The organism is Chroococcidiopsis sp. CCALA 051, from assembly GCF_003015105.1.
Classification (GTDB): Bacteria; Cyanobacteriota; Cyanobacteriia; order Cyanobacteriales; family Chroococcidiopsidaceae; genus Chroococcidiopsis; species Chroococcidiopsis thermalis.
Genome location: NZ_PYCI01000109.1, coordinates 1 through 23,124, shown reverse-complemented (window position 1 = coordinate 23,124; position 23,124 = coordinate 1). Strand labels below are relative to the sequence as shown.

The following is a 23,124-nucleotide window of genomic DNA, read 5'->3' as shown; positions in this document are numbered from 1 at the left end:
CAAGTTTTGTTAGCTTAATAGAAAGTGTTTATTTTATTTTTGAGAAGATCTTATCGTTGATTTTATATACAGCTCCAATTGGAGTTTTTGCTTTAATCAGTTCGGCGATCGCCACTCAAGGATTAGAATTAGTTGTTAAACTTTTTGTCTATGTTATTGGTTTGTGTATTGGTTCGATAATTATGATTGGTTTTTATGCTCTTGTTCTATTCATTCTTAAAGCCAAGCCAATACACTTTTTTCAATGTTTTTTCCCAACTTTATCTTTAGCATTCGGTACGGCAAGCTCGAATGCAGCGCTACCAATTGCTTTACAAAATGCCCAAGAAAACTATGGAATGCGCGAAGATATTGCTAGTTTTGCTATTCCTTTAGGTACGGCTTTAAAACGCGATGGTTCGGCAATTTTACAAGGATTCAACGCTCTATTTATCGCCCAACTCTATCAGATTCCGCTGACTCCATCACTAATGCTAGCGATCGCTCTCAGTACTTTTCTAGTTTCATTTAGCACCGCAGGCGTACCAGGCGCAGGAATTATTATGATGACAACTGTACTCTCAGCCGCCGGACTGCCCGTAGAAGGAGTAGCCCTTGTTGCAGGTGTCGATCGTCTCACGGATGGCTTGAAAACTGTTTTAAATGTCGTCAGTAACACGGTTAATGCGGTCATCTTAAGCCATTGGGAAAGCTCCTCTGTGGAACCCACTACCGAACATTGATATTACAGCGATCTCGAACAGCGTCTTGAGACATCAGCACTAATTTTATACTATTAGTACATTTGTCCGCTGCTTGACCTTGCAATGTACCTCACTTGTGTCAGAATAATAGACTACAAGAATATATCGTATGCTTAACATACCTTACCAGATACGTAGAATGCTCACCCTATAAGAGGTGTAAATTTCGTCTTGAAAGGAAAAGCGCGATCGCCCCAAAGTTATTTGCTAGTTGTGTAGTATATGTATTACACTGCAATCTAGCAATTCATCCATTCACAAACTCTTGTATCTGGAACTGTCGCGAGCGATCGCTCATCCGAGTTTATACTCAAGTTGTTTTATCTGCTCCCTGCTTTCTGTTTTCTGTTTTCTGATTCATAACCAAATCATCTTGCTTTTGTAGGCTTTGCCTCCTTGCCTGAATTGAGAGAAAAATGGGTACTTTACCAATTAGCCTGCGCACATCGCTAACTTCAGCTATGGAGAGAAGCAAAAATGCTACCGATCGGGATTTCAAGCATGTCAGACCTCTAGTCGGGTGAATAACTTCCGACTGCCGACATCCGACTTCGTAATAATACTTTATGATTTTCTCGATTTCCGACACTTTCATCAAACGCCCCGTCTTTGCAGCGGTGTGTTCGATTATCATTGCCCTGCTGGGAATTGCATTTATCCCTACATTACCAGTCGCGCAGTATCCTGAGATTGCTCCGCCGCAAGTCAGCGTCACTTCAAACTATGTCGGAGCAAACGCCTCAGTTGTTGAATCGACCGTTACCAACGTCTTAGAGCAAGAACTCAACGGTATCCAAGGCTTACGTTACATCAAATCTACCAGTGCTAACGATGGAACCAGTAGCATCAATCTGACATTTGAATTAGGGCGCAACCAAGACTTAGCAGCGGTAGACGTGCAAAATCGGGTATCGACGGTACTATCGCGGTTGCCTGGACCCGTGACGCAGACAGGCGTGCAAGTCACGAAAGCTAACAACAACTTTTTGCTAGCATTTGGAGTTTATTCCGATCGCGACGAAAACAAACAACAAGACATCTATGACGAAACTTATTTAAGCAACTATGCCGATCTTTACATTGCCGATGCACTCAAACGGATTAAAGGAGTTGGTGGTGTAGAAATCTTTGGCGAACGCAAATATGCAATGCGCTTGTGGCTCGACCCCAATCGCCTCGCCAGTCGTAACTTGACTCCCCAAGATGCGATCGCGGCATTGCAACAGCAAAACCTGCAAGTTGGGGCAGGACAGATCGGACAACCACCGAATAAATCCGAGCAACTGTACCAGTATGCCGTTAATGCCCAAGGCAGACTACAGAACGAGGAAGAATTTAACAACCTGGTTATTAGAACTGCTGAAGATGGCACTTTAATCAGACTGAGGGATATCGGTCGAGCAGAGTTGGGTGCGGAAAATTACAGTTCTCTGTTGCGGTTTACTGCAAGCGATCGCGTCACGCACCGGGGTGTAGGCTTAGGCATCAATCAGCAATTTGGCAGTAACGCCCTCGATACGGCGGCGGCTGTGAAGCAGGAAATGGAGCGATTAAAAGAAACTTTTCCGCCTGGGATGCACTACGAAATTGCTTTCGATACCACGACATTTATCCAAGCTGGAACGGAAGAGGTGATCGTCTCGCTGCTGCAAGCGGTAGGATTGGTCGTCATTATCGTTTACATCTTCTTGCAAAATTGGCGATCGGCATTGGTGATTTCAATTGCCATGCCTGTAGCTTTAATCGGGACATTTATTTTTGTCAAAATCTTCGGTTTTTCAATTAATACCCTGACTCTCTTTGGCTTAACTCTGGCAACGGGTTTAGTTGTAGATGATGCGGTGGTGATTGTCGAAGATATCACGCGCCGGATTCAGGATGATGGGATGCGACCTGTAGATGCAGCGATCGCCTCGATGAATTCGCTGTTTAGTGCCGTCATTGCCACTTCTCTCGTCTTGATTACCGTATTCGTCCCAGTGGCGTTTTTTCCTGGGACAACCGGACAGTTATACAGACAGTTTGCCTTGACGATCGCCTTTTCAATTACTGTATCGACGTTCAACGCCGTGACATTTACGCCGATGCTGTCTGCGGTGTTACTCAGACGCGGGCAAGTCCCGAATAACTGGTTTTTTAATGGGATTAACTGGGCGATCGACAAAACCCGAATAATTTACAGTCGTAGTATTTCTAAGCTGACTAACGCTAAGGGAATTATTCTCGCCCTATTTGCAGTCGCGTTAGGGTTTACTTATTGGCTCTACAATTTCATTCCCGCAGGCTTTATTCCCGATGAAGACCAAGGGGTGTTTATTACTATCGTCCAAGCACCAGAAGGGGTATCGCTTAACTACACCGAAAAAGTTTTAGAAAAAGCCGAGGCAATACTCAAGGAAGTGCCAGAAGTGCAACAAGTTTTTGCTGTCGGTGGTTTTAGCTTCAGCGGTTCGACACCTAATAACGGCTTGATTTTTACCACTCTTAAACCGTGGGCAGAGAGGCGAGGCGCAAACCAATCGTTACAAGCGATTATTGGCGGCTTTTTCCCCCAGCCTTCGGGTTTATTCCCAAAAATGCTGAGTATTCAAGAAGCTACTGTCATTCCGTTTAACTTTCCCGCGATCAATGGTGTCGGTAATTTTGGCGGTTTTGAGTTTCACCTACAAGACAGGGCAAACTTAGGGTTTGACGCGATGGGTACAGCCTTGGGTCAATTTATGGATCGCGCCAACACTTACCCATCTCCCGAACGACCGCAACTGACGGGTTTACGTCCTAATTTCAGTGCAAATACACCGCAAATTTCTGTAGAAGTCGATCGCGATAAGGCTAACGCGCTTGGGGTTCCGGTGGAAGATATTTTCAACACCCTACAAGCCTTTCTCGGTTCTACATACGTGAATGACTTCAACCAGTTTAATCGAGCGTATCGAGTTTACGTACAAGCTGATACTCAGTTTCGTTCCAACCCAGAAGATATTAAGAAATTGTACGTGCGTTCGCGCAGCGTCTCCGAAGGAGAATCGCGTAACATCCCTGAAGGAGCGCAAACGGGTGAAATGATTTCGCTAGGTAACTTAGTTACCGTGAAAGAAATCATCGCCCCTTCAATTATCAACCACTACAACTTATCTCGCTCGGTAGAAATCAACGGTTCTCCGGCTCCAGGGGTGAGTTCGGGACAAGCTATTAAAGCAATGGAAGCAGTGGCAAAAGAAACACTACCAAGAGGATTTGGCTATGAGTGGTCTGGACTTTCTTTAGAAGAAGTCGAGTCTGGCGGACAGGCAATTTTTATCTTTGGTTTGGGCGTAATCTTCGTGTTTCTGACACTAGCAGCCCAGTACGAAAGCTTTGTCGATCCATTCATTATTCTGCTGACAGTACCATTAGCAATTCTTGGCGCTTTACTTGCCGTTCTGGTTCGAGGTGCAGCCAACGATATTTACACTCAAGTTGGATTTGTGATGCTGATTGGGATGGCAAGTAAAAACTCAATTCTGATCGTCGAGTTTGCCAACCAACTGCACGATGAGGGATTGAGTATTACAAAGTCAGCAGTTGAGGCGGCGAAAGAACGCTTGCGACCGATTTTGATGACAGCCTTTTCCACGGTTGCGGGTGGTATTCCCCTGATGATAGCTACGGGTCCCGGTGCGGCGGCGCGTCAATCACTGGGAACGGCAACTTTCGGCGGGATGTGCGTTGCAACTGTGTTGAGTCTATTCGTCATCCCCGTGCTGTATATCATTATCAAGTCCATCGAAACTCGCTTCTCTAGGAAAGCGCCCGTCGATCGCAGTTTCTAGCTATTAACTTTTATTAAGATAGTTAGTAAGTCAAAAGGCAAAAGTCAAAAGTCAAAACGGGAAAATGTAGTTTTCCTAAGACCCTTGGCTGCTATCTTTAGGCGAATTAAATGTGGCACAACTGACTCGAACTATCAAGCGATCGCTATATGTCGTTATCAAACACCCAGCCTCACGCAACTCAAACAGCTATACAGTCTCCGACCTGGCAAATTAAGCTGTTGTATGACAGCGAGTGTCCCTTGTGTATGCGTGAGGTCAATTTTTTGCGCAAACGAGATGCCAATCGGGGACTAGTCGAGTTTGTAGACATTGCAGACGAGAATTACAACCCCGCAGCCAACAGTGGAGTTGACTTTGAAACGGCAATGGGACGCATCCACGCTATTCTTCCTGACGGCACGATTGTCAAAAACGTAGAAGTTTTTCGCCGAGTTTACGAAATCCTGGGTATGGGTTGGGTCTATGCTGCAACCAAATTGCCTATAGTTGGTTCTATAGTCGATCGCATCTACGGAATTTGGGCTGACTGGCGCTTAGCACTGACAGGACGACCAGATCTGAAAACAATTGTCGCCCAACGCCAACAAAAAACTGAGTGCAATACCGAAGGGCGTTGTCAACTTTGACAGTGTAGAGACGTTACATGTAACGTCTCTACAATTTCCCACGTATCACTCACCACGCACCACTCACCACTTATTATGGCAATAGCAACTTTTGGAGCCGGATGTTTTTGGGGTGTAGAAGCTGCTTTTCGCACCTGTCAAGGTATGATTTCAACTTCTGTTGGTTACATGGGCGGACATTTCGAGCATCCAAGCTATTTGGACGTACTCTCTCGGATTACGGGACACGCTGAGGTGTGCCAAGTAGAGTACGATCCTGCGGTAGTCAGCTATGAGACGCTACTCGACTTATTCTGGAGTATCCACGATCCGACAAGTTTAAATCGACAAGGTGCAGACCGAGGAGAACAATATCGCTCGGTCATTTTCTATCACACACCCGCACAAGAACAGATAGCTAGACATTCTCAAGCACAGTTAGAGCGATCGCATAAGTACGATAAGGCGATCGTGACTCAAATACAACCCGCTTCAACTTATTGGCTGGCGGAAGACTATCATCAACAATATTTGGAGAAGAAAGGGCAACACAATTTAAAATACTCAAGCGACTCCTGAGTTCTTGGCGCTGTTGTCTGCCCAATGATTCAATCTCATCAATTAAATTGGGCAGGTCAAAGTGATGCCACTGCTGATGGCGAAGTAACTCAGCGTGGGCTTGCGTCCAAGCAAAGAAATCTGTTTCATAGAGATTAGGCATAGTGCGATCGCTGTCATCCTCTAAATCAATATGACACATGACACAATTCACTTTAGTTATTGGCAATAAGAATTACTCTTCTTGGTCGCTACGCCCTTGGCTAGTTTTAACACAAATTGGCGTAGATTTTAACGAAATCAGAATTCCACTCGACACACCACAATTTCGCCAAGAAATTTTTCGCTACAGCCCGACTGGAAAAGTGCCAGTATTGCAGCATGGAGATATTACAATTTGGGAATCTTTGGCAATTTGCGAATATTTAATCGAACAATTTCCCGCTGCTAAATTATTACCAACTCAACTAGCTGCCCGTGCCTTAGCGCGATCGATTAGTGCCGAAATGCACGCAGGTTTTCAAAATTTGCGTCAAAATATGCCCATGAATTGCCGCAGTCATTTTCCTGGTAAAGGGATGAAACCAGGAGTACAAGAAGATATAGATCGCATCACCACAATTTGGCGCGAATGCCGCGAAAAATATGGCAATAATAACGACGATCTGCTATTCGGTCACTTTACAATTGCCGATGCCATGTTTGCCCCAGTTGTCTCCAGGTTTATTACTTACGGAGTCAAATTAGATCCGATTTGCCAAGACTACGCCGAAGCAATTCGGCATCTTCCTGCCATGCAAGCCTGGATAACTGCGGCACAAGTCGAACCAGAACATTTAGAGCAGTACGATAATTTGTGATGAGTGGTGCGTGGTGCGTGACCAATTACCAATTACCAAATCTATTGTCCCATCGCAGGTTGAATCGATAACTTGTATTTTAACTCTGACTGTGCTTTTCCTTTGTATCCACCTTTGACTGGTGCGGCACTTTGAGGAATGGCACTAGCAGCTACAGCAATGTGACCGTCAGCCACAGCTAACCCGTGTGTAGGGTCGAAACCCCGCCAGCCCCCGCCTGGTAAGAACACCTCAGCCCAAGCGTGAAGATGGCGATCGTTTGCATCGGGGTCGCCTTCTTGGTAGCCACTAACAAAACGTGCTGCTAGACCTATAGCACGACAAACTTCCATAAATAAGATTGCCGAATCGCGACAAGAACCAGATTTTTCTGTCCAAGTAATACTAGGAGGTAAAGGTGCGCCTGTCTCGCGAATAACTTGCTGACAATTTTGATAAATTCGTTCGTTGAGTGCTGTTAAAAATCCTACCGTTTCCCCATTTTGGGCGTGATGAATTTCTTGTGCCAGTTGAATAGCAATTGGATCTATTCCTGCTGTATTCCAATATCCTTGTAGATATGGTTGGAGTTGCGATCGCAACGAAGTTGGATAATCAATTGGTAGTTTATTCGCCCACGGTTCTAACAGAAAACCAAACGGATTGGTGCAGTGAGTTTCTACTTGCGATCGCGTTTGAATTTCTAATAATTCTGTAGTTTGCGAACCAAACCAAACTTTAATTGCCGCATTGCCATCCAAATCAATAATTTGAGACTGACTCACGGGAGTTGGCAATATCTCTAGTTCAAAGTTCTGCAACGTTTGCCATCCATCCGACCGAGGACGCAATCGAATTGTGTGCGGCTCTAAAGTTATTGGTTGGCTGTAGGTGTAGATTGTTTTGTGTCTGATTTGATATTGCATTAAGGCAGTGAGTCGTGAGTCTTAAATGGGAACATGAGGAGCGATTCTTATCGAAGATTTGAAAGTTGAGCAGGCTCGTCTATCTTTAACAAAGCCTAGCGCAAACGCCCCGATCGCAGGATACTAAAAATCAGCCACAATCCCAACAAACTTGCTACTGCAAATAGGACGCTACTGAGCCACGATAGCTGTGCTGTCTGGGCTTTGGAAGAAATAATCGCTGCGCCCATAATTAACGAACCAACTAATACGCTAAACGAGAGGCGGTTAGCAGAGTCATCAAGGGTACGACGTATGCTATCTAATCCCCGTACCGATAAATTCCATTGCAGTGTCTCTGAGGTCACGCGGTCTAATAACAGTTCGATCTGGCGGGGGGATTGCAGCGAAAGACTTTTGATATCGAGGGCTGTTCGTAATAAAGATTCTACAGGACGATTGCCTAATAACTGGCGACGAAACAAGTCTGTTAACAAAGGTTTGACTTCATCGAGAAAATTAATTTCTGGATTAAATTGACGTGCTAATCCTTCCAAATTGGCAAGGGTTTTCGCATACAAACCCATATTACTCGGCAAGCGGATTTTATTGTTACGAGCAACTTGCAACAATTCGTAAATAATTTGACTGAAATTGATTTGAGACAGGTCTAAGTTATAGTACTTCCGTAACATGCGATCGTAATCGTTTTCCAATCGCGATAAAATTACGGGTTGAGCTGAATCTGACAATTGTAATGTCAACTGACTGCATCGTTGAGCGTCAATATCGACAATTGCCAACAACATTTCTACTAAAATTTGCTGAGTCCGAGGATCGAGTTTGCCTACCATCCCGCAATCTAACAGCGCAACGCGCCCATCTTTGAGATAGAAAATATTGCCGGGATGCGGGTCGGCATGGAAGAATCCATCAATATAAAGCTGCTGGAAAAAAGCCCGAAATAGCAAAGTTGTAATTTCTTGCCGCTTGATTTCTGAAGTTACACCATTACCATTACTTTCGGCAAAATTTGCCGATAATAAAGGAACTCCATCCAACCATTCCATCACCAACAATTTTTCTGTGGTCAAATCCCAGAAAATTTCTGCTATGACTAATTGCTGCGGATCGAACCACCGACTAGCAGATAAATTGCGCCGCAACTGTTCGGCAAAATGAGCTTCTCGCGTGAAGTCTAGTTCTGCTTCTAGTGCAGTTGTAAATTCGGTGGCTATGGATTTAATTTCGTAATTCTGACCGAACTCAGTTCGCGCTACTAAATCAGCTACTCCTTGAATCAAGGAGATATCTTGAGCGACGATCGCATTAATTCCAGGACGCTGCACTTTAACGGCGACTTCTCTACCGTCTGTTAACGTAGCGTGATGAATTTGACCGATCGATCCAGCGGCGACTGGTTGAAAATTAATTTTACTAAAAGTTTCTTCCAAAGGCTTTTTGAGCTGTTGGCGGATCGCCACTTCAATTTCCGACCAAGGAACAGGTGGAACGTCATCCTGTAAAGTTGACAGTTCCTCAATATAGGAAGCAGGTAGTATATCTGGGCGGGTAGACATGAGCTGCCCGAATTTGACATACACTGGTCCCAAGTCCACCAGAATTTTGCGTAATACGGCTGGTGTCGGTAACTGAGGCTCGTCTGTTTTACCCCCAGTTAGCAGCCGTCGCATGTAGTCCCAGCCGTTACGGAACAGAATTTCGGCGATTTCTCGTTGACGAGAAGTGTTTTGAGTTAAGAACACAGTTTAGGTAGTTGGTAATGGGTAATGGGTAATGGGTAAGTGGCTTGTGGTTAGTGACTAGTGGCTAGATTCTTTTCTAGTCGCTAGCTACTAGTCACTGCTCCCTGCTCCCTCATAATGGTATGCAGCAAGGAATTACGATGCAGCGGAAGCCAGCAGCAGTTTTTTGAGATTTGAGAACTTGACTGGCACGGGAACAAGTCTGAAATCGTTGAGTTGATAATTTCATGGCTGATAATAGACTTTGCCGCACGAGCAAGTGTTTGACATAAGCAGAGCAAGATTGGCTGCCATACAAAATCCTGTGCGAGCAATCAAAGCCTTTACGAGGAGAAATAGATTTTTGATAGAACTCAATTGAGTCTAACGCTGCTGTTCTAACGGCTGTATCCCATTGGCTTGTCAGCATAACTATTCATCTCGCTACCAACAGTCAATTTCTATCCTAAATAGCAACTTAACTCATCTGCCACAAGGGGAGTGGTCAGTTGTCAGGGAGTAGGGAGCAGGGAGCAGGGGAGAAGGGGAGCTTTGTGTGCAGGTGGGCTTCAGGTGCAGCAACCACCCATTACCCATTACCCATTACCAACTACCCCTTACAATAAATGACTAAATTTAGGATTATCCTGCAATAATTTCAAAACTTGTTTGATTTCTTGGGTGCGGTCTTTCTTGACGATGAGGGTAACGTTACGATCGCGCACGATGACGACATCTTCTAAGCCAATAGTCACAACGACATCTTCGTCGTTTTCAGCATAAACTAAGCTGCCTGCGGTATCTAGTCCGACATGATGACCGACTTCGACGTTGGGGGTTGCTCCTTGGAGCAAACGGGCGATCGCATTCCAGTCGCCTAAATCGTCCCAACCAAAGTCGGCTGGTAGCACGTAGGCAAGTTTGGTTTTCTCCATCAGAGCATAATCGATGCTAATTTTGGGCAACTGCGAGTAAGCCGCTCTGCCTTGCTGTTTGAGGGGGATGAGGATGTCTGGAGCGTGGGTATGCAGTTCTTTGAGTACCACCCCGGCTCGAAAGATAAACATGCCGCTATTCCAGCAAAACCGCCCCGTAGAGAGAAATTCTTCGGCTGTATGTAGGTCTGGTTTTTCGGTAAAGCGGTTGACGCGATAGACAGGTAAGTTACCATAAATTCCAGTCCGATCGCCTTGCTCAATGTAGCCGTAGCCAGTTGCCGGGTAGCTAGGCTTAACTCCCAGTGTGGCGATCGCATCTGTGGTGGCGGCTAATTGAGCAGCAGCTTGTAGAGTGTGTTGAAACCCTGGCAAATCTCCAATCCAAGGATCGGCAGGAAAAAAACCTATAACAGCGTCTTCCCCGTAGCGTTGCGCTATTTCCAACGTACTCCAAGCTACGGCTGGGGCTGTATCTCGCCCTTCTGGTTCTGCCAAAATGTTGTGGGCTGGCATCTGGGGGAGTTGTGCGGCTACTCCCTCGGCAAGTTGGCTTGATGTCACCACCCAGAGATTTTCCCAATTCCCTGCTAGAGGTAAGAGGCGATCGGCTGTCGCTTGCAGTAAACTTTTACCGCTACCATCTAAACTTAAAAACTGTTTGGGGCGATGCCTGCGGCTGAGGGGCCAAAAACGTTCGCCTTTGCCTCCAGCCAAAATCACAGGGATGAGAGAACCATTCATAAGCGTTCGCGTCAAAAATTGTTAAATCTGCTTTCGAGTTTACTTTGCTTTTGCTAAAGGCAATCGTAACTTATTGGATTACTATTTCTGTAGGGTTTGGCTTGGGGGAATAAGTTGTTGTGATTGGTGTACTAAAACGAGTCGATCGGCGGTTGAAACGACAACTGCAAGAAGTGGAGGTGAGGCGATCGCTGTCTGTCACTCGCCACAATTTCTTGACTTTTCGCCGTTGGTTGTGGTTTCAGATGACAAGAAACCGTCTCCTATTTTGGATTGGCGTAGTCAATCTGTCGATCTTGCTAGGGGCAATGGTGGCGCTGCTACTACCAATTTGGGGCAGTCGCACTTCTTCTGACTTGCTATCTAGAGACTCTCCGCAACCGCGTAGTACTTTCCTCCGCAATGGCTTGCCCTACAATCTCTCCCGTCCGGTAAATATTCTCGTTCTGGGTATCGAACCTCCTCCTAGCACCATCGGGTATAATCCTAAATCTGCGTCGGCAACTGGGACTAGCGATACAATGCTGTTAATCCGCTTCAACCCCGCTCGCCCAGCCATCAGGGTACTTTCAATTCCTAAAGATAGTCAAGTTGTCTTACCCAAGCTCGGTCTAGATAAAATTTCTCGCGCTTATGCCTTAGGAGGCGCACCTTTAGCAGCGCGAGTTGTCAGCCGCACGTTAAACAATGTTCCGATCGATCGCTACCTCAGCATTAACGCAGATGCTTTGCGGCAATTAGTAGATCGAATGGGAGGGATTGAGGTATTTGTTCCCGAACGCATGGCATACCAAGACCGGACGCAACGGTTGCAGATCGATCTAGAACAAGGCTGGCAAACTTTAAGTGGGGAACAAGCAGAACAGTTTGCTCGTTTCCGCGCCTCAAACCAGGGAGATCTCGATCGCGTCCAGCGCCAGCAGATGTTGATTGCAGCTTTGCGCGATCGCCTTACCAGTCCGGCAATACTACCCCAACTGCCGGAAATTACCAAAATTATGCAAACTGCGGTTGAAACCAATCTCAGCCCAGAAGAACTGCGGGCAATCGTGCGTTTTAGCGTTCAAATGAAGCCGGAACACTGGCAAATGCTGCTATTACCAGGAGATCTCAGCCCATACAGTCAAGACCCCAGCAGCTATTGGCTCTATACTTCAGGTCAAGACCAGATTATGAGTCAGTACTTCGGTACTTCTACGATGGGGGCTGCACCCAAACCCAAACCGCTGACAAGCCTGAAAATTGCCGTGCAAAATGCTTCGGGCAAACCCGAATTGAGTCAAAAAGTCGTCCGCTATCTCAAGCAAAAAGGCTTTACCAACGTCTATGCAGTCTCCGATTGGTCGGATATTCAGCGCCAGACAAATATCATCGCTCAAAGAGGCGATACCGCAGCAGCAGCTAAAATTCAGCAAATCTTAGGTATCGGAAACATTGAAGCCGCCGCGATCGGCGATTTGGATTCTTCGCTCACAATCCGTGTTGGTAAAGACTGGCGGTGAGCAAAAGTCAAAAGTCAAAAGTCAGAAGTCAAAATTTGCCTCTCGCCACTTTCGATCTCGCACCACACCGCACCGCAACACACACAACGCAACTACCAACTACCAACTACCAACTACCAACTATTAAATGTCTTACCTATCTCTTGAATTAAATCTGTAACTACGGCAATCAGCGTGTCTGGATCGATGGGTTTAGGTAAATGACGTTGAAAGCCAGCCGCGATCGCTTGAGTCCGATCCTCAAGTCTGGCAAATCCTGTCATTGCGATCGCCGGAATCTGCCGATGTGCTGTTGTTTTCGTTCTGAGCTGACGGATCAACGCATATCCATCTTCTCCCGGCATTCCTATGTCACTGACTAGCAAATCTGGCTGGAAAGCTTCTAGGGCTTGCAAAGCTGCTTGTACTGAGCCAGCAGTATACGTCTTTGCACCGCTCGTTTGTAAAATCACTGCAATCACTTCACAGCTATCTGGTTCGTCATCAACGACCAACACGCGCAAGTTATTGAGCGGTAATGGAGGAGTGAGAGAAGAAGAGAGCTGAGGGAGCCCAGGAAGCTGAGGGAGCTGAGGGAGAAAGATCGCTTTGGCTTCTTCCTTGTCTCCCTTGTCCTCCATGTCCGGCTCCCGATTCCCCAGTACGGGCGCACTGCTGTGCGCCCCTACCGACTCCCGATTTTCCATCCCCATCAAAGGCAATAATACTGTAAACGTGGCTCCCTGTCCTTCTCCCAGGCTCTCGACGGCTACCGAACCGCCGTGCATTTCCACCAGATAGCGCACGATCGCCAAGCCAAGTCCTAGCCCCTTGTAGTTGCGGGTAGTCGAAGCATCCGCTTGCCGAAATAACTCGAATACATATGGTAAAAACTCAGGCTCGATACCTTTACCAGTGTCGCTAACTGTAATTTGAGCATAGGAGTGGTGCGTGGCTTGCGACTTGCGACTTGCGACTGCGAAAGAGCGACTTGCTCCCTCAGCTCTTTCAGCTCTCTTCTCCCCCCTGCTCCCTTCCAGTGACAAGCACACTTCAACCCGCCCACCAAATGGCGTGAATTTAATCGCATTTGTGAGTAAATTCCAGACAACTTGTTGTAACCGATTGGGATCGCCATAAACAAATCCTGGATCGCGATCGAGGAAGATCTGTAAATCGATTGATTTGGCTTGAGCGCTCAACTCAACTGTTTCGATCGCGGCTTGAATTGGGGTAGCTAAATTGAGTGGAATAAACTGTAACTTCAATTTACCCTGAACGATGCGAGACACGTCGAGCAGGTCTTCAATCAATTGAGTTTGTACTTGAGCGTTGCGCAAGATCGTACTAATTGCCCGCTGTAGTGTTGTTTCATCTCGTCGTCCCGATTCGAGAATTGTCGCCCAACCTAAAATTGCATTCAGTGGCGATCGCAATTCATGCGAAAGCATGGCGAGAAACTCGTCTTTAATCCGGTTGGCAGATTCAGCAGCATTACGGGCAACTTGCTCTAACTCGAATAGCCGCGCTTGTTCTTGTTCGAGTTGTTTGCGTTGCGTGATCTCCCAGGCAATACCAAACAATCCTATTGCGTTTCCTGAGCGATCGTAAATCGCCCGCCCTCGATCTAAAACCCATGCAATCGATCCATCTGGTTTTAGAATGCGAAATTCGCAACTATAGGTTCCCCTGTTGATGGCAGTTTGAATCTCAGTTTGAAATAGCTCTCGATCGTCGGGATGAACGAGATTCAACACTTGCTCGAATGTCCCCACGATCTCGCCGTCACCAATGTCCGATATGTTACCCGCATTCTCCAAACGGCGAACTTCTCCGGTTTGCAGGTTCCAAGTATAGGCAGTGAGATCGGCTGCTTCAAGCGCAAATCGTAAATTCGCTTCTGAAAGCTGCATTTGTTCGATCGCTTTGGCGCGTTCCTGCCGCAGGTTTTGCTTTTCTAGAGCTTCGCGCACGGCGATCGCCAGGCGATAAGGTTTTCCCTTGCGGATGTAATCTGTCGCTCCCCGTTTCATGGCAGTCACGGCAACTTCTTCCGTACCGCTATCCGTAAACAAAATCACCGGACAATCGGGATACTTAGTTTTGACTGCATCTAAAATAGCTAGTCCATCGCTCCAATGCAATTGATGATCTGTGATGACGAGATCGAATCCGCCTGCTGCTAAAGCGCGTTCAAACTCAGCCGCATCGATCGCCGTTTGAATTTCTATTTCAGCAAACTCGCGTTGAAGTTCGCGACTTTCGAGCTTGCGATCGCTGGGATTATCGTCTATCAACAGAATACGTAACATTCGATTTTTTATTTTTTTCCTTTAGCATTTTTAGTAATATGGCATTATCCAAATCTTATTAAAAGAAGATTAATTTAAGGTATGTCGTTAAGAAAGTTTTAGCAATCGATTGTCCGCAACAAATTATACAATTTTTAGCAATTGGTAGTGCTCTTTTAATAATTCCGCTTGCATTATATCGCAAGAAAATAATAACATCGGCTTATTATTAAAAAACTGAAAAAGAACTAAAAAAGTAGCAATAACTCGTCTATATACTATCGCAATGCAATTTTGGGATGCGACGGGGCAAGAAAGCTAAAATCGGTCTAAATCAACATAAAATCACTCACTAAAATAGTTTGGACTAGAAAATACGCCGATGGCATTTCATCAAGTTTTGGCTTCAGAAAAACTGCTCGATCGCGTTGCTAAGCGGTTCGATCCGCGTCAAAGCTTGAGGGCGCGGCTAGGCTTAACAATATGTAGTATTGCGCTAGTCATGGCAATCATGGCGAGTATTACGGTCAGTGCTACGGCGAGCGATCGCGTCAAAACTGATGCTGGCATTGCGTTAGAGCAGTTAGCATACCAAGTATCTGACAAACTCGATCGCGGTATGTTCGAGCGCTATCGCGAGATCCAAAACCTGACAGAGCTAGATTTACTCAGCAATCCCAATTCTCCTCGATCCCAAAAGCGATCGCTGCTCGACAGGCTACAAAGCACCTATCCCACTTATAGCTGGATTGGCTTGACAGATGCCACAGGTAAGGTGCTCGTCAGTACGGGTAAGCTGTTAGAAAATCTCAGCGTCGCTCGACGACCGTGGTTTCAAAACGCCCGTACTCAAGCAGCGGTGGGCGACGTTCACGAAGCCATGCTCTTAGCCAAGCTGCTGCCAAATCCAACCAACGAACCCTTACGATTTATTGACATCTCAGCTCCCGTGACTGACTCGGCGGGTCAGTATGCAGGTGTGCTAGGCGCTCATCTCAGTTGGACGTGGGCAAAAGAAATTCGAGACTCATTACTGCAACCGCTACAAAATCGATCGCAGGTGGAAGTTTTTATTTTTAGTGCCTCTGGCAAAGTGCTACTCGCACCTATCGAGTTGCAAGAACGAGTTCCCTCGCTGCCTAATTTACAGACATTGCAACAGCAAGGCAACGGCTACGCGCTCGAAACATGGTCGGATGGCGATCTCTATCTCACGGGTTTTGCCCGCAGTACAGGGTATCGCAATTACCCAGGACTCGGTTGGACGGTTGTGGTGAGGCAACAAGCCGATCTCGCACTTGCACCCGTGCGGACATTACAACGCCAGATTTTTACTCAAGATCTGACATTAGGGATATTATTCGCCATTGCTGGATGGTTTATCATGCGTCGCCTCACCTATCCCTTACTCGCGATCGCAACAGCAGCAGATCGTCTGCGTCAAGGGAACGCAAATACAGAACTACCTTTAATTACCAGCAGCGATGAAATTGGGCGACTATCTCGTTCGTTAAAGCATCTCGTCCGCACTTTATTCGAGCAACAGCAGCAACTCAATCTCAGTAACGAACAATTGCAAATTCAATTAACCGAACGTCAACACGCCGCCGCCGAAATTCAGCAACTCAACGCCACCTTAGAACAAAAAGTAAGCGATCGCACGGCACAACTTCAGGAGATCAATCGAGAATTAGAAGCTTTTGCTTATTCGGTTTCCCACGATTTACGCGCACCACTACGGACGATCCGAGGATTTGCCCAAGCATTGCAAGAAGATTATAGCGATCGCCTTGATGACCTGGGTAACGAATATCTTCAGTCAATTACCGCAGACGCAGTGCAGATGGATCGGCTGATTACCGAGTTACTAGCCTACAGCCAGCTGACGCGCACGAAAATTACCTTACAACCCGTCGCATTAATGGCAACGATCGAATCTGCCTGCAAACAATTAGAAATGAATTTACAAGAAAAGCAGGCAGAAATTACAGTCACAACACCTCTACCAACCGTTTTGGCACATAGCCCCACCCTAACCCAAGCGATCGCCAATTTGCTCAGTAATGCCCTCAAGTTTATCAAACCAGAAAGCCGTCCGCAGGCTGAAATCAAATACCAGCTCGCCCAACGCGATCGACAGCAATGGGTGCGCCTGTGGATTATCGATAACGGCATCGGAATTGCATCAAGCGATACCGAACGAATCTTCCGCATTTTCGAGCGCCTGCACGGAATTGAAACTTATCCAGGTACGGGCATCGGCTTAGCGATCGTGCGTAAAAGCATCGAACGCATGGGCGGCTGCGTCGGCGTAGAATCGCAACTAGGGCAAGGAAGCCGCTTTTGGATTGAATTACCTCTTTATGAGGGAGCAGGGAGCAGGGAGTAGGGAGCAGGGAGACAAGGGAGAGCGGGGGGAAGATTCTTCGAGTGTCCTCCCACACTTCCCACACTTTATTTACTACCAGCCACTAGCCACCAGCCGCTAGTCACTGACCAATGACAACTAACACCCAAAACAATAAATCTTCTGGGTTTCTAGTCGGTCGAAGATGGCAGAAGGTGAGATGTCAGTACCAATGTTGTGTCGGTTTAGTTGGACTTGCAGACCCGTGAGTGGATCGTGACCGGGGGCAACGAGAAATTCTAGTCGCTGGACGTAGGGTAAGGTTGATATGCTGTCGAGAATTTGCGCGATCGCCTTTAGATAAGGATGATTTGGTTGCTGATACCAGTCTGGTGTAGCTAGTTCGGGTTGATCTAAGCCAACGTGAAATGTTAGGGAAGGTTGACCGAACAGTGCTACTGCTAACGGTCGTGCCTCTTCCTGCAATAGCAAATCATGTGTCCTGACTATGTGTCGTAGCTTTTCTAACCGTTCGTAACGTTGCGTGACAGATAAAGATTCTTCTTGCCAGTGAATTGCCACAGCAACCAAGTATGTTTGTAAGAGCATATGCCCTAGCTTGCTGGCTTTGGTGGCAAGGTAGTTAGAGTTGTAATCGTTAGCTTCAATCAGCAGCGGCACGCGATCGACGACTTCTAAACCGTACCCCTTCAACCCGGCAATTTTGCGGGGATTGTTGGTAATTAACCGAATTTGTTTCACGCCCAGATCGTTGAGAATTTGCGCCCCTACCCCGTAGTTACGCAAGTCAGCGGGAAAGCCGAGGCGTTCGTTGGCTTCTACGGTGTCTAGCCCCATGTCTTGCAGGGAATACGCCTTCAATTTGTTAATTAAGCCAATGCCTCTTCCCTCTTGACGCAGATAAACAACGACTCCCGCGCCTGCATGTTCGATCGTTTTCAAAGCTGCTTGTAGTTGCATCCGACAGTCGCAGCGCAGCGAACCCAAAGCATCGCCCGTGAGACATTCTGAATGCATCCGCACCATCACGGGGCGATCGCGAAATTGAGCCGGATCGCCTTTAACAATTGCTACGTGTTCGGAGTTATCTACGCTGTTGCGATAAGCATAGATCTGAAATTCACCGAAGGAAGTCGGTAATTGAGCAATAGTCTCGCGAGTCACAAATCGCTCGTTTTGCAAGCGATAGCTAATCAGATCGGCAATACTAATAATTTTCAGTTGGTGATGTTTGGCGTATTCCATCAACTGATTCAACCGTGCCATTGAACCATTGGGGTTTTGAATTTCACAGATCACCCCCGCCGGATACAGCCCTGCTAATTGAGCTAAATCGATCGCTGCTTCTGTATGTCCGGCACGTTTGAGGACTCCACCCGTCCTAGCGCGGATGGGAAAAATATGACCGGGACGGCGCAGATCTGAGGGTTTCGTGGCGGGGTTAATCGCTACTTGAATCGTGCGGGCGCGATCCTCAGCAGAAATACCCGTCGTCACGCCTAAATGTGTTGCAGCATCGATACTTACTGTAAAAGCAGTTTGGTTGCTGTCGGTGTTATTGGTTACCATCAACGGTAAATCGAGTTCGTCTAAGCGCTCGCCCGTCATTGCCAAACAGATTAATCCCCGCGCCTCCACTGCCATGAAATTGATCGTGTCTGGGGTCGCAAACTGAGCGGCACAAATGAGGTCGCCCTCATTCTCGCGATTTTCGTCATCTACTACAACAATAGAGCGTCCAGCTTTAAGGTCGGCGAGAGCGGCATCGATCGAGTCAAACACAAAAGATTGATTAGAAGCGTTCTGAGGCTGCACAAAAATACATCACAAACAAAATCTATCTCTGATTTTAGCCGCTTTAACTGGACTAGGGATAAAAGGAGATCTAACCATTTTCAATTAAATGAGATCCGCGATTTGTAGGAACGCATAGCAGTGCGCCCTTACTCACGTAGCTATTATTTCACCCCGACTCGCCGATTCCAGGCTCGATATCCCAAGGCAAAGATACCTAAAACAGTGCCAACAGCAATCGAAGGTTCCGGTACGGCAACAGTAGATCGATTTTCCTTGACTTCTACTAAGGTTAAGTTTGTCACGCGATCGAAAGTACGAGAAAAGAGACCTTCAGTTGAAGCTGATGCAGATTCTCGATCGCCACCAAAATTTGTCGTCAAACTAATATTACTCAGATTTAATTGAGTCCCATCACTGGAATTAAAATTGAGAAAATCGTTGTTTCCAGAAGTCACATTTCCTGAAATTGTAAATGAGTCTAGAAGCGTCCAACTATCTACATTACTAGTATCATATAAGGCAAAAGAAACCGTACCGTCAGCGATCGCAGTTTCAGTTTGTGGATTGTCTATGGATGTTGTTAAATTTAAATTGGCATCGAAATTAAAAGAAAAAGTTTCGCCACTATTGACGCTAAAATTACCTAAAACTCCAGCAAAACTGTCTGCCGTACCGGAGTAGTTGTTGCCAGTACCATCAGTACTACTAAATGATGAGTTAAAAGCAGATGGTGGTTCCGTAATAAAGTTTGCTATTGCATCTGTACTAGCATTCACGTTGCCATCTGTGGCAAAAGTATTCGTAAAAGTGTCAGTAATTACCTCGCTATCGAAGGGATTATGGCTAAAATTGTCAATTATAACTGTAGATTCAGAACTAGCAAAAGTGGCAGCAATAGTTGGAGTAGCTGCTAAAGTAAAAACTAAAGGCGCAAGCGGCACGATCGCTGGCGCTATTTTTTGAGCTAATTTTAATTTTGGCACGAAAATTTTCCTCACATCAATCTCAAAAGACTAACTTGCGTACATAGAGCAATTTTTCTCACTGACAGCACACCAGTACCGATGGTTCCGTTACTGGCAGTAGTGACAGCAAACTCTATGTGATTTAGCTATTGGCAGTATAAATTATTTCGTGAAACTTACGTAATTCAAGCTTGCGAATTGAGGTTTAAGGAAAATTTAATAAATGTGTCATATTGATGTCACATTTATCCATCAAACTTCATGCTACTGACCAACCTTTGCCATGCTGCATAGATAGTTAACAAAAACAGCTTGACAAAAACAGCATTACGAGTGTCAACGGTCAACAATTAAACGTTAACTCTTGAGATAGGAGTATCGAGCGTGCCAACCTCTGATTCCCAAGTTTCCGTTTCAAACCGAGAAGAATTGCAGACTCCGCCGCCGTCACCCCGCTCCCAGAAACGGTGGTGGCTGCTACTCATGCTTCTAGTCGGAGTTGGAGGAGTTGGACTGGGGCGGGGATTAACTCCTGCCAGCCAAGCCACTGCACCAGCGGCAGCAAAACCGCAACCACCTCGTCCCATAGAGACAATCGCCCTAGCATCAGGCACGGCAACTCGAAGCACTAGTATGTTAGGGCAAGTCGAGGCAAGCGAGAGCGCTACAGTCCGCACCAGAACATCAGGAGTCGTGCAACAAGTGTTAGTCCAACCAGGCGATCGCATCACTTCTGGTATGGTTGTAGCCATCCTTGACGATGCAGATCAGCGTTTAGCTGTAGCCGAAGCGAGAGCAAGACTGGCTCAAGCTCGGAGCGAATTAGCACGCTTAGAAGTCGGTACGCGGCAGGAAATCATCGCCCAAAGACAAGCCGAAGTCCGAGCAGCCCAAGCGCGGGAACAGGAAGCTCAAGACAATTCAGAACGAACCAGAAGTCTAGTTAATACTGGCGCACTCTCGCGCCGAGAGTTAGTCGAAGCAGAATCGCGGACAGATGCTGCTAGAGGAGAACGAATGCAAGCCCAGGCAGAGTTAGCAGAAGCCACCGCTGGTCCCACTCGTGAAGAAATTGACGCGCAACGAGCTAATGTAGCCGCCGCCGAATCTGCATTAAACCAAGCAGAATTAGCCTTGCAACGCACGCGCATCAGGGCAGTATCAAGCGGTGTTATCCAGACACGACAAGTCAGCAGTGGCGATTTAGTAGAAAGCGGTGATGAGATTGCCACCAAGGTCAATGGCACTCAGTTAGACGTATTTCTGGAAGTGCCAGAATCACTTAGCGGAAGTGTGAGAGCGGGTATGCCCGTCGAGTTGACTGCTAGGGCGCTACCCAACTGGCGCGATCGCACTACCTTAACGGGTATCGTACCATCTGCTGATACCGCTTCTCGACGGCAGCGAGTGCGGGTGAGACTATCAAATCCCCCTGCCAACCTCTTGCCAGGAATGGCAGTACAGGCACAGTTACAGTTGCCTAGCGATACTCCTAGCTTTGTCGTCCCCCGCGATGCATTGACTCGGCGAGAAAATCGCTGGCTCGTATTTACTGTTGCTGATGGCAAAGCCAGACAACTAGAAGTCGAACTTGTAGCAGACATGGGCGAAAAAATGGCGATCGCCAACCCACAACTGAGCCAAGGACAAGCAATCGTCGTACGGGGTGGAGATGGATTAAAAGATGGAGCGGTAGTAAAGGTTGACAGTTAACTGCTATCAACTACCAACTACCAACTACCAACTACCAACTACCAATTACCATGAACTTGATTGAAACAGCCGTTCGCTGGCGGCACGGTACTTTCGTGTTGTTTTGCCTGCTTGCCGTATTTGGCATCTTTTCACTACTAAGTTTGCCTTTAGAACTGCAACCAGGAGGCGATCGCCCTGAAATCACAATTACTACCACATATCCTGGTGCGGCTCCCACAGAGGTAGAAGATCTCGTCACTCGTCCGATCGAAGAACGGATGGAGGAAGTCTTAGGGGTACAGGAAATTACCAGCAGTTCTCGTCCTGGTACTAGTGCCATCACGCTTGAGTTTACTTGGAACAGCGATGTGAACGAGCGGATGGTGGACGTGTTAAATAAATTGCAACAAGTTGAGGAACTCCCCGCAGAAGTTAATGAGTCTGATGTCGAGATGGTTGGGGGTAATAGTTCGCCGATGATGTGGGTTGTCCTCGCTCCGAGACAAGGTTTTCAGAGCAATCCCGATCGCTACCGCGATTTAGCCGAAGAAGTTATCGTACCGAGATTGCGCCGAGTCGAAGGCGTAGGGCAGTTTATCATTCCTGGGGGTAGGGAACGAGAAGTTGAGGTGAGGGTTGACCCCAAAGCTTTATTCGATCGCAATCTGACCATAGGCGATGTCGTGCGGGTGTTACGGGAAAACAATCGCGACATTCGCGGCGGTCCCCTAACGTTAGGTAGACGAGAATACCGCGTGCGAACTCTCAGCCGATCGCAAGACATACAACAAATCGCTGAATTTGTGCTGCGGCGCGACCAGTCGGGTACAGTCTACATGCGGGATGTGGCAACCGTACAAATGGGGCGCAAACCTCTAGAGAGTGCTTTAGTTTTTAACAATACTCCTGCCGTGGCAATTGGAATTATCCGGCGCGTTGGGGCAAACGTACCGGAGACATCTAGGGGAGTGAGGGCAACTCTAGCAGAATTGGAAGCCCAGTTCGATCGCCAAGGAGAAGGTATTCGCTTCGTCTACAACTACGATGAGAATGACTACATCGGACAGTCGATCGCCTTGGTACAAGGGAACTTAGTTAGTGGAGCGCTGCTAGCAACAGCCGTATTAATTCTATTTTTGGGTTCGATGCGGACGGTAGCAGTCGTTGCCCTCACTATTCCTACAACCTTAATCACAGTATTCATCGTCATGGCATTTTTGGGGCGATCTCTCAACATTATTAGCTTGGCGGGATTGGCGTTTGCCGTGGGGATGGTTGTAGACAACGCGATCGTCGTGATTGAGAATGTTTTTACCCACATGCAGCAGGGAAAAGGAGCAGTTCGCGCCGCGATCGATGGAACTCAAGAAGTTTGGGGCGCAATGTTAGGTTCTACCCTGACTAACGTTGTGGTGTTCGTTCCTTTAATTATGGTACAGGGGGAAGCCGGACAGTTATTTGCAGATATGGCGATCGCCCTTTCTTGTGCTTCCCTATTTTCTCTATTTGCTGCATTAACTTTAGTACCGATGCTGTCTGGCTTGTTTCTCAAACAGCACGAAGCAATGCAAATGCTGGGAGACGGGAATCGGGAGTCGGTAGGGGCGCACGGCTGTGCGCCCGTACAGAGTCGGGGAC

16 protein-coding genes and 1 pseudogene are annotated in these 23,124 nt (G+C 46.9%); 9 read left to right on the top strand and 8 right to left on the bottom strand.

All coding sequences use genetic code 11. From position 1 onward, the window contains the following. The 4 genes from C7Y66_RS22275 to msrA form a co-directional block, all read left to right on the top strand. Positions 1-722, top strand: a 722-nt coding sequence (locus tag C7Y66_RS22275) for a dicarboxylate/amino acid:cation symporter (protein WP_146149848.1), incomplete at its 5' end; no start/stop codon positions are given. 587 nt (positions 723-1,309) lie between these two features. Then, entirely contained in the window at positions 1,310-4,555 is a 3,246-nt protein-coding gene (locus C7Y66_RS22265; RefSeq protein ID WP_106547267.1) for an efflux RND transporter permease subunit, read from the top strand. Between the two features lie 149 nt (positions 4,556-4,704). Further along, the gene (locus tag C7Y66_RS22260) at positions 4,705-5,184 is read left to right on the top strand and encodes a thiol-disulfide oxidoreductase DCC family protein (protein WP_106547266.1); all 480 of its coding nucleotides are present in this window, start codon (positions 4,705-4,707) and stop codon (positions 5,182-5,184) included. A gap of 75 nt (positions 5,185-5,259) precedes the next feature. Then, a complete protein-coding gene (gene msrA / locus C7Y66_RS22255; RefSeq protein ID WP_106547265.1) occupies positions 5,260-5,742 on the top strand; it encodes a peptide-methionine (S)-S-oxide reductase MsrA in 483 nt (160 codons plus the stop codon). Here the strand turns inward: msrA and C7Y66_RS33505 are convergent. Beyond that, positions 5,720-5,884 (bottom strand): annotated as a pseudogene (locus tag C7Y66_RS33505) (DUF29 family protein); the annotation flags it as partial. The gene msrA and the pseudogene C7Y66_RS33505 sit on opposite strands and share 23 nt — an antisense overlap. 37 nt (positions 5,885-5,921) lie before the next feature. On the opposite strand from C7Y66_RS33505, the gene C7Y66_RS22245 reads away from it, so the two are divergent. Then, positions 5,922-6,581, top strand: coding sequence for a glutathione S-transferase family protein (locus C7Y66_RS22245; RefSeq protein WP_106547264.1), 660 nt, complete (start codon positions 5,922-5,924; stop codon positions 6,579-6,581). Between the two features lie 41 nt (positions 6,582-6,622). On the opposite strand, the gene C7Y66_RS22240 is transcribed toward C7Y66_RS22245, so the two are convergent. The 4 genes from C7Y66_RS22240 to C7Y66_RS22225 form a co-directional block, all read right to left on the bottom strand. Beyond that, the gene (locus tag C7Y66_RS22240) at positions 6,623-7,486 is read right to left on the bottom strand and encodes a transglutaminase family protein (RefSeq protein ID WP_106547263.1); all 864 of its coding nucleotides are present in this window, start codon (positions 7,484-7,486) and stop codon (positions 6,623-6,625) included. 95 nt (positions 7,487-7,581) lie between these two features. Beyond that, positions 7,582-9,231 carry an AarF/ABC1/UbiB kinase family protein gene (locus C7Y66_RS22235; protein WP_015156388.1) on the bottom strand — a complete coding sequence of 550 codons (1,650 nt, stop codon included), beginning with the start codon at positions 9,229-9,231 and terminating at the stop codon, positions 7,582-7,584. A gap of 112 nt (positions 9,232-9,343) precedes the next feature. Continuing rightward, positions 9,344-9,640 (bottom strand): membrane protein insertion efficiency factor YidD, encoded by a 297-nt coding sequence (yidD, locus tag C7Y66_RS22230; protein WP_106547262.1) that lies wholly within the window; start codon positions 9,638-9,640, stop codon positions 9,344-9,346. Positions 9,641-9,827: 187 nt separating this feature from the next. Next, on the bottom strand, positions 9,828-10,889 hold the full coding sequence (locus tag C7Y66_RS22225) for a mannose-1-phosphate guanylyltransferase (protein ID WP_015156390.1): 1,062 nt from the start codon (positions 10,887-10,889) through the stop codon (positions 9,828-9,830). Between the two features lie 119 nt (positions 10,890-11,008). On the opposite strand from C7Y66_RS22225, the gene C7Y66_RS22220 reads away from it, so the two are divergent. Then, entirely contained in the window at positions 11,009-12,391 is a 1,383-nt protein-coding gene (locus C7Y66_RS22220; protein ID WP_106547261.1) for an LCP family protein, read from the top strand. Positions 12,392-12,504: 113 nt separating this feature from the next. On the opposite strand, the gene C7Y66_RS22215 is transcribed toward C7Y66_RS22220, so the two are convergent. Beyond that, positions 12,505-14,682 carry a response regulator gene (locus tag C7Y66_RS22215; protein WP_106547260.1) on the bottom strand — a complete coding sequence of 726 codons (2,178 nt, stop codon included), beginning with the start codon at positions 14,680-14,682 and terminating at the stop codon, positions 12,505-12,507. 361 nt (positions 14,683-15,043) lie between these two features. Here C7Y66_RS22215 and C7Y66_RS22210 point away from each other — a divergent pair, with 361 nt between their 5' ends. Continuing rightward, positions 15,044-17,050: an ATP-binding protein gene (locus C7Y66_RS22210; protein ID WP_106547259.1), complete on the top strand. Its 2,007-nt coding sequence runs from the start codon at positions 15,044-15,046 to the stop codon at positions 17,048-17,050. Between the two features lie 117 nt (positions 17,051-17,167). On the opposite strand, the gene ribBA is transcribed toward C7Y66_RS22210, so the two are convergent. Continuing rightward, positions 17,168-18,844, bottom strand: a complete 1,677-nt coding sequence (ribBA, locus tag C7Y66_RS22205; RefSeq protein WP_106169263.1) for a bifunctional 3,4-dihydroxy-2-butanone-4-phosphate synthase/GTP cyclohydrolase II — start codon at positions 18,842-18,844, stop codon at positions 17,168-17,170. 143 nt (positions 18,845-18,987) lie between these two features. After that, the gene (locus C7Y66_RS22200; RefSeq protein WP_106547258.1) at positions 18,988-19,809 is read right to left on the bottom strand and encodes a PEP-CTERM sorting domain-containing protein; all 822 of its coding nucleotides are present in this window, start codon (positions 19,807-19,809) and stop codon (positions 18,988-18,990) included. Between the two features lie 366 nt (positions 19,810-20,175). Here C7Y66_RS22200 and C7Y66_RS22195 point away from each other — a divergent pair, with 366 nt between their 5' ends. Both C7Y66_RS22195 and C7Y66_RS22190 read left to right on the top strand, forming a co-directional pair. Beyond that, the gene (locus C7Y66_RS22195; protein ID WP_106547257.1) at positions 20,176-21,504 is read left to right on the top strand and encodes an efflux RND transporter periplasmic adaptor subunit; all 1,329 of its coding nucleotides are present in this window, start codon (positions 20,176-20,178) and stop codon (positions 21,502-21,504) included. 50 nt (positions 21,505-21,554) lie between these two features. Next, positions 21,555-23,124 (top strand): efflux RND transporter permease subunit (locus tag C7Y66_RS22190; RefSeq protein WP_199197573.1); only part of this gene is annotated, 1,570 nt, incomplete at its 3' end.

What these genes read in the sequence shown, in the direction of transcription:
- C7Y66_RS22210 (WP_106547259.1), top strand. Translation starts at nt 15,044, where the DNA reads ATGGCATTTCATCAAGTTTTGGCTTCAGAAAAACTGCTCGATCGCGTT.
- C7Y66_RS22215 (WP_106547260.1), bottom strand. Translation starts at nt 14,682, where the DNA reads ATGTTACGTATTCTGTTGATAGACGATAATCCCAGCGATCGCAAGCTC.
- C7Y66_RS22260 (WP_106547266.1), top strand. Translation starts at nt 4,705, where the DNA reads ATGTCGTTATCAAACACCCAGCCTCACGCAACTCAAACAGCTATACAG.
- msrA (WP_106547265.1), top strand. Translation starts at nt 5,260, where the DNA reads ATGGCAATAGCAACTTTTGGAGCCGGATGTTTTTGGGGTGTAGAAGCT.
- C7Y66_RS22225 (WP_015156390.1), bottom strand. Translation starts at nt 10,889, where the DNA reads ATGAATGGTTCTCTCATCCCTGTGATTTTGGCTGGAGGCAAAGGCGAA.
- yidD (WP_106547262.1), bottom strand. Translation starts at nt 9,640, where the DNA reads ATGCTGACAAGCCAATGGGATACAGCCGTTAGAACAGCAGCGTTAGAC.
- C7Y66_RS22245 (WP_106547264.1), top strand. Translation starts at nt 5,922, where the DNA reads ATGACACAATTCACTTTAGTTATTGGCAATAAGAATTACTCTTCTTGG.
- C7Y66_RS22240 (WP_106547263.1), bottom strand. Translation starts at nt 7,486, where the DNA reads ATGCAATATCAAATCAGACACAAAACAATCTACACCTACAGCCAACCA.
- C7Y66_RS22265 (WP_106547267.1), top strand. Translation starts at nt 1,310, where the DNA reads ATGATTTTCTCGATTTCCGACACTTTCATCAAACGCCCCGTCTTTGCA.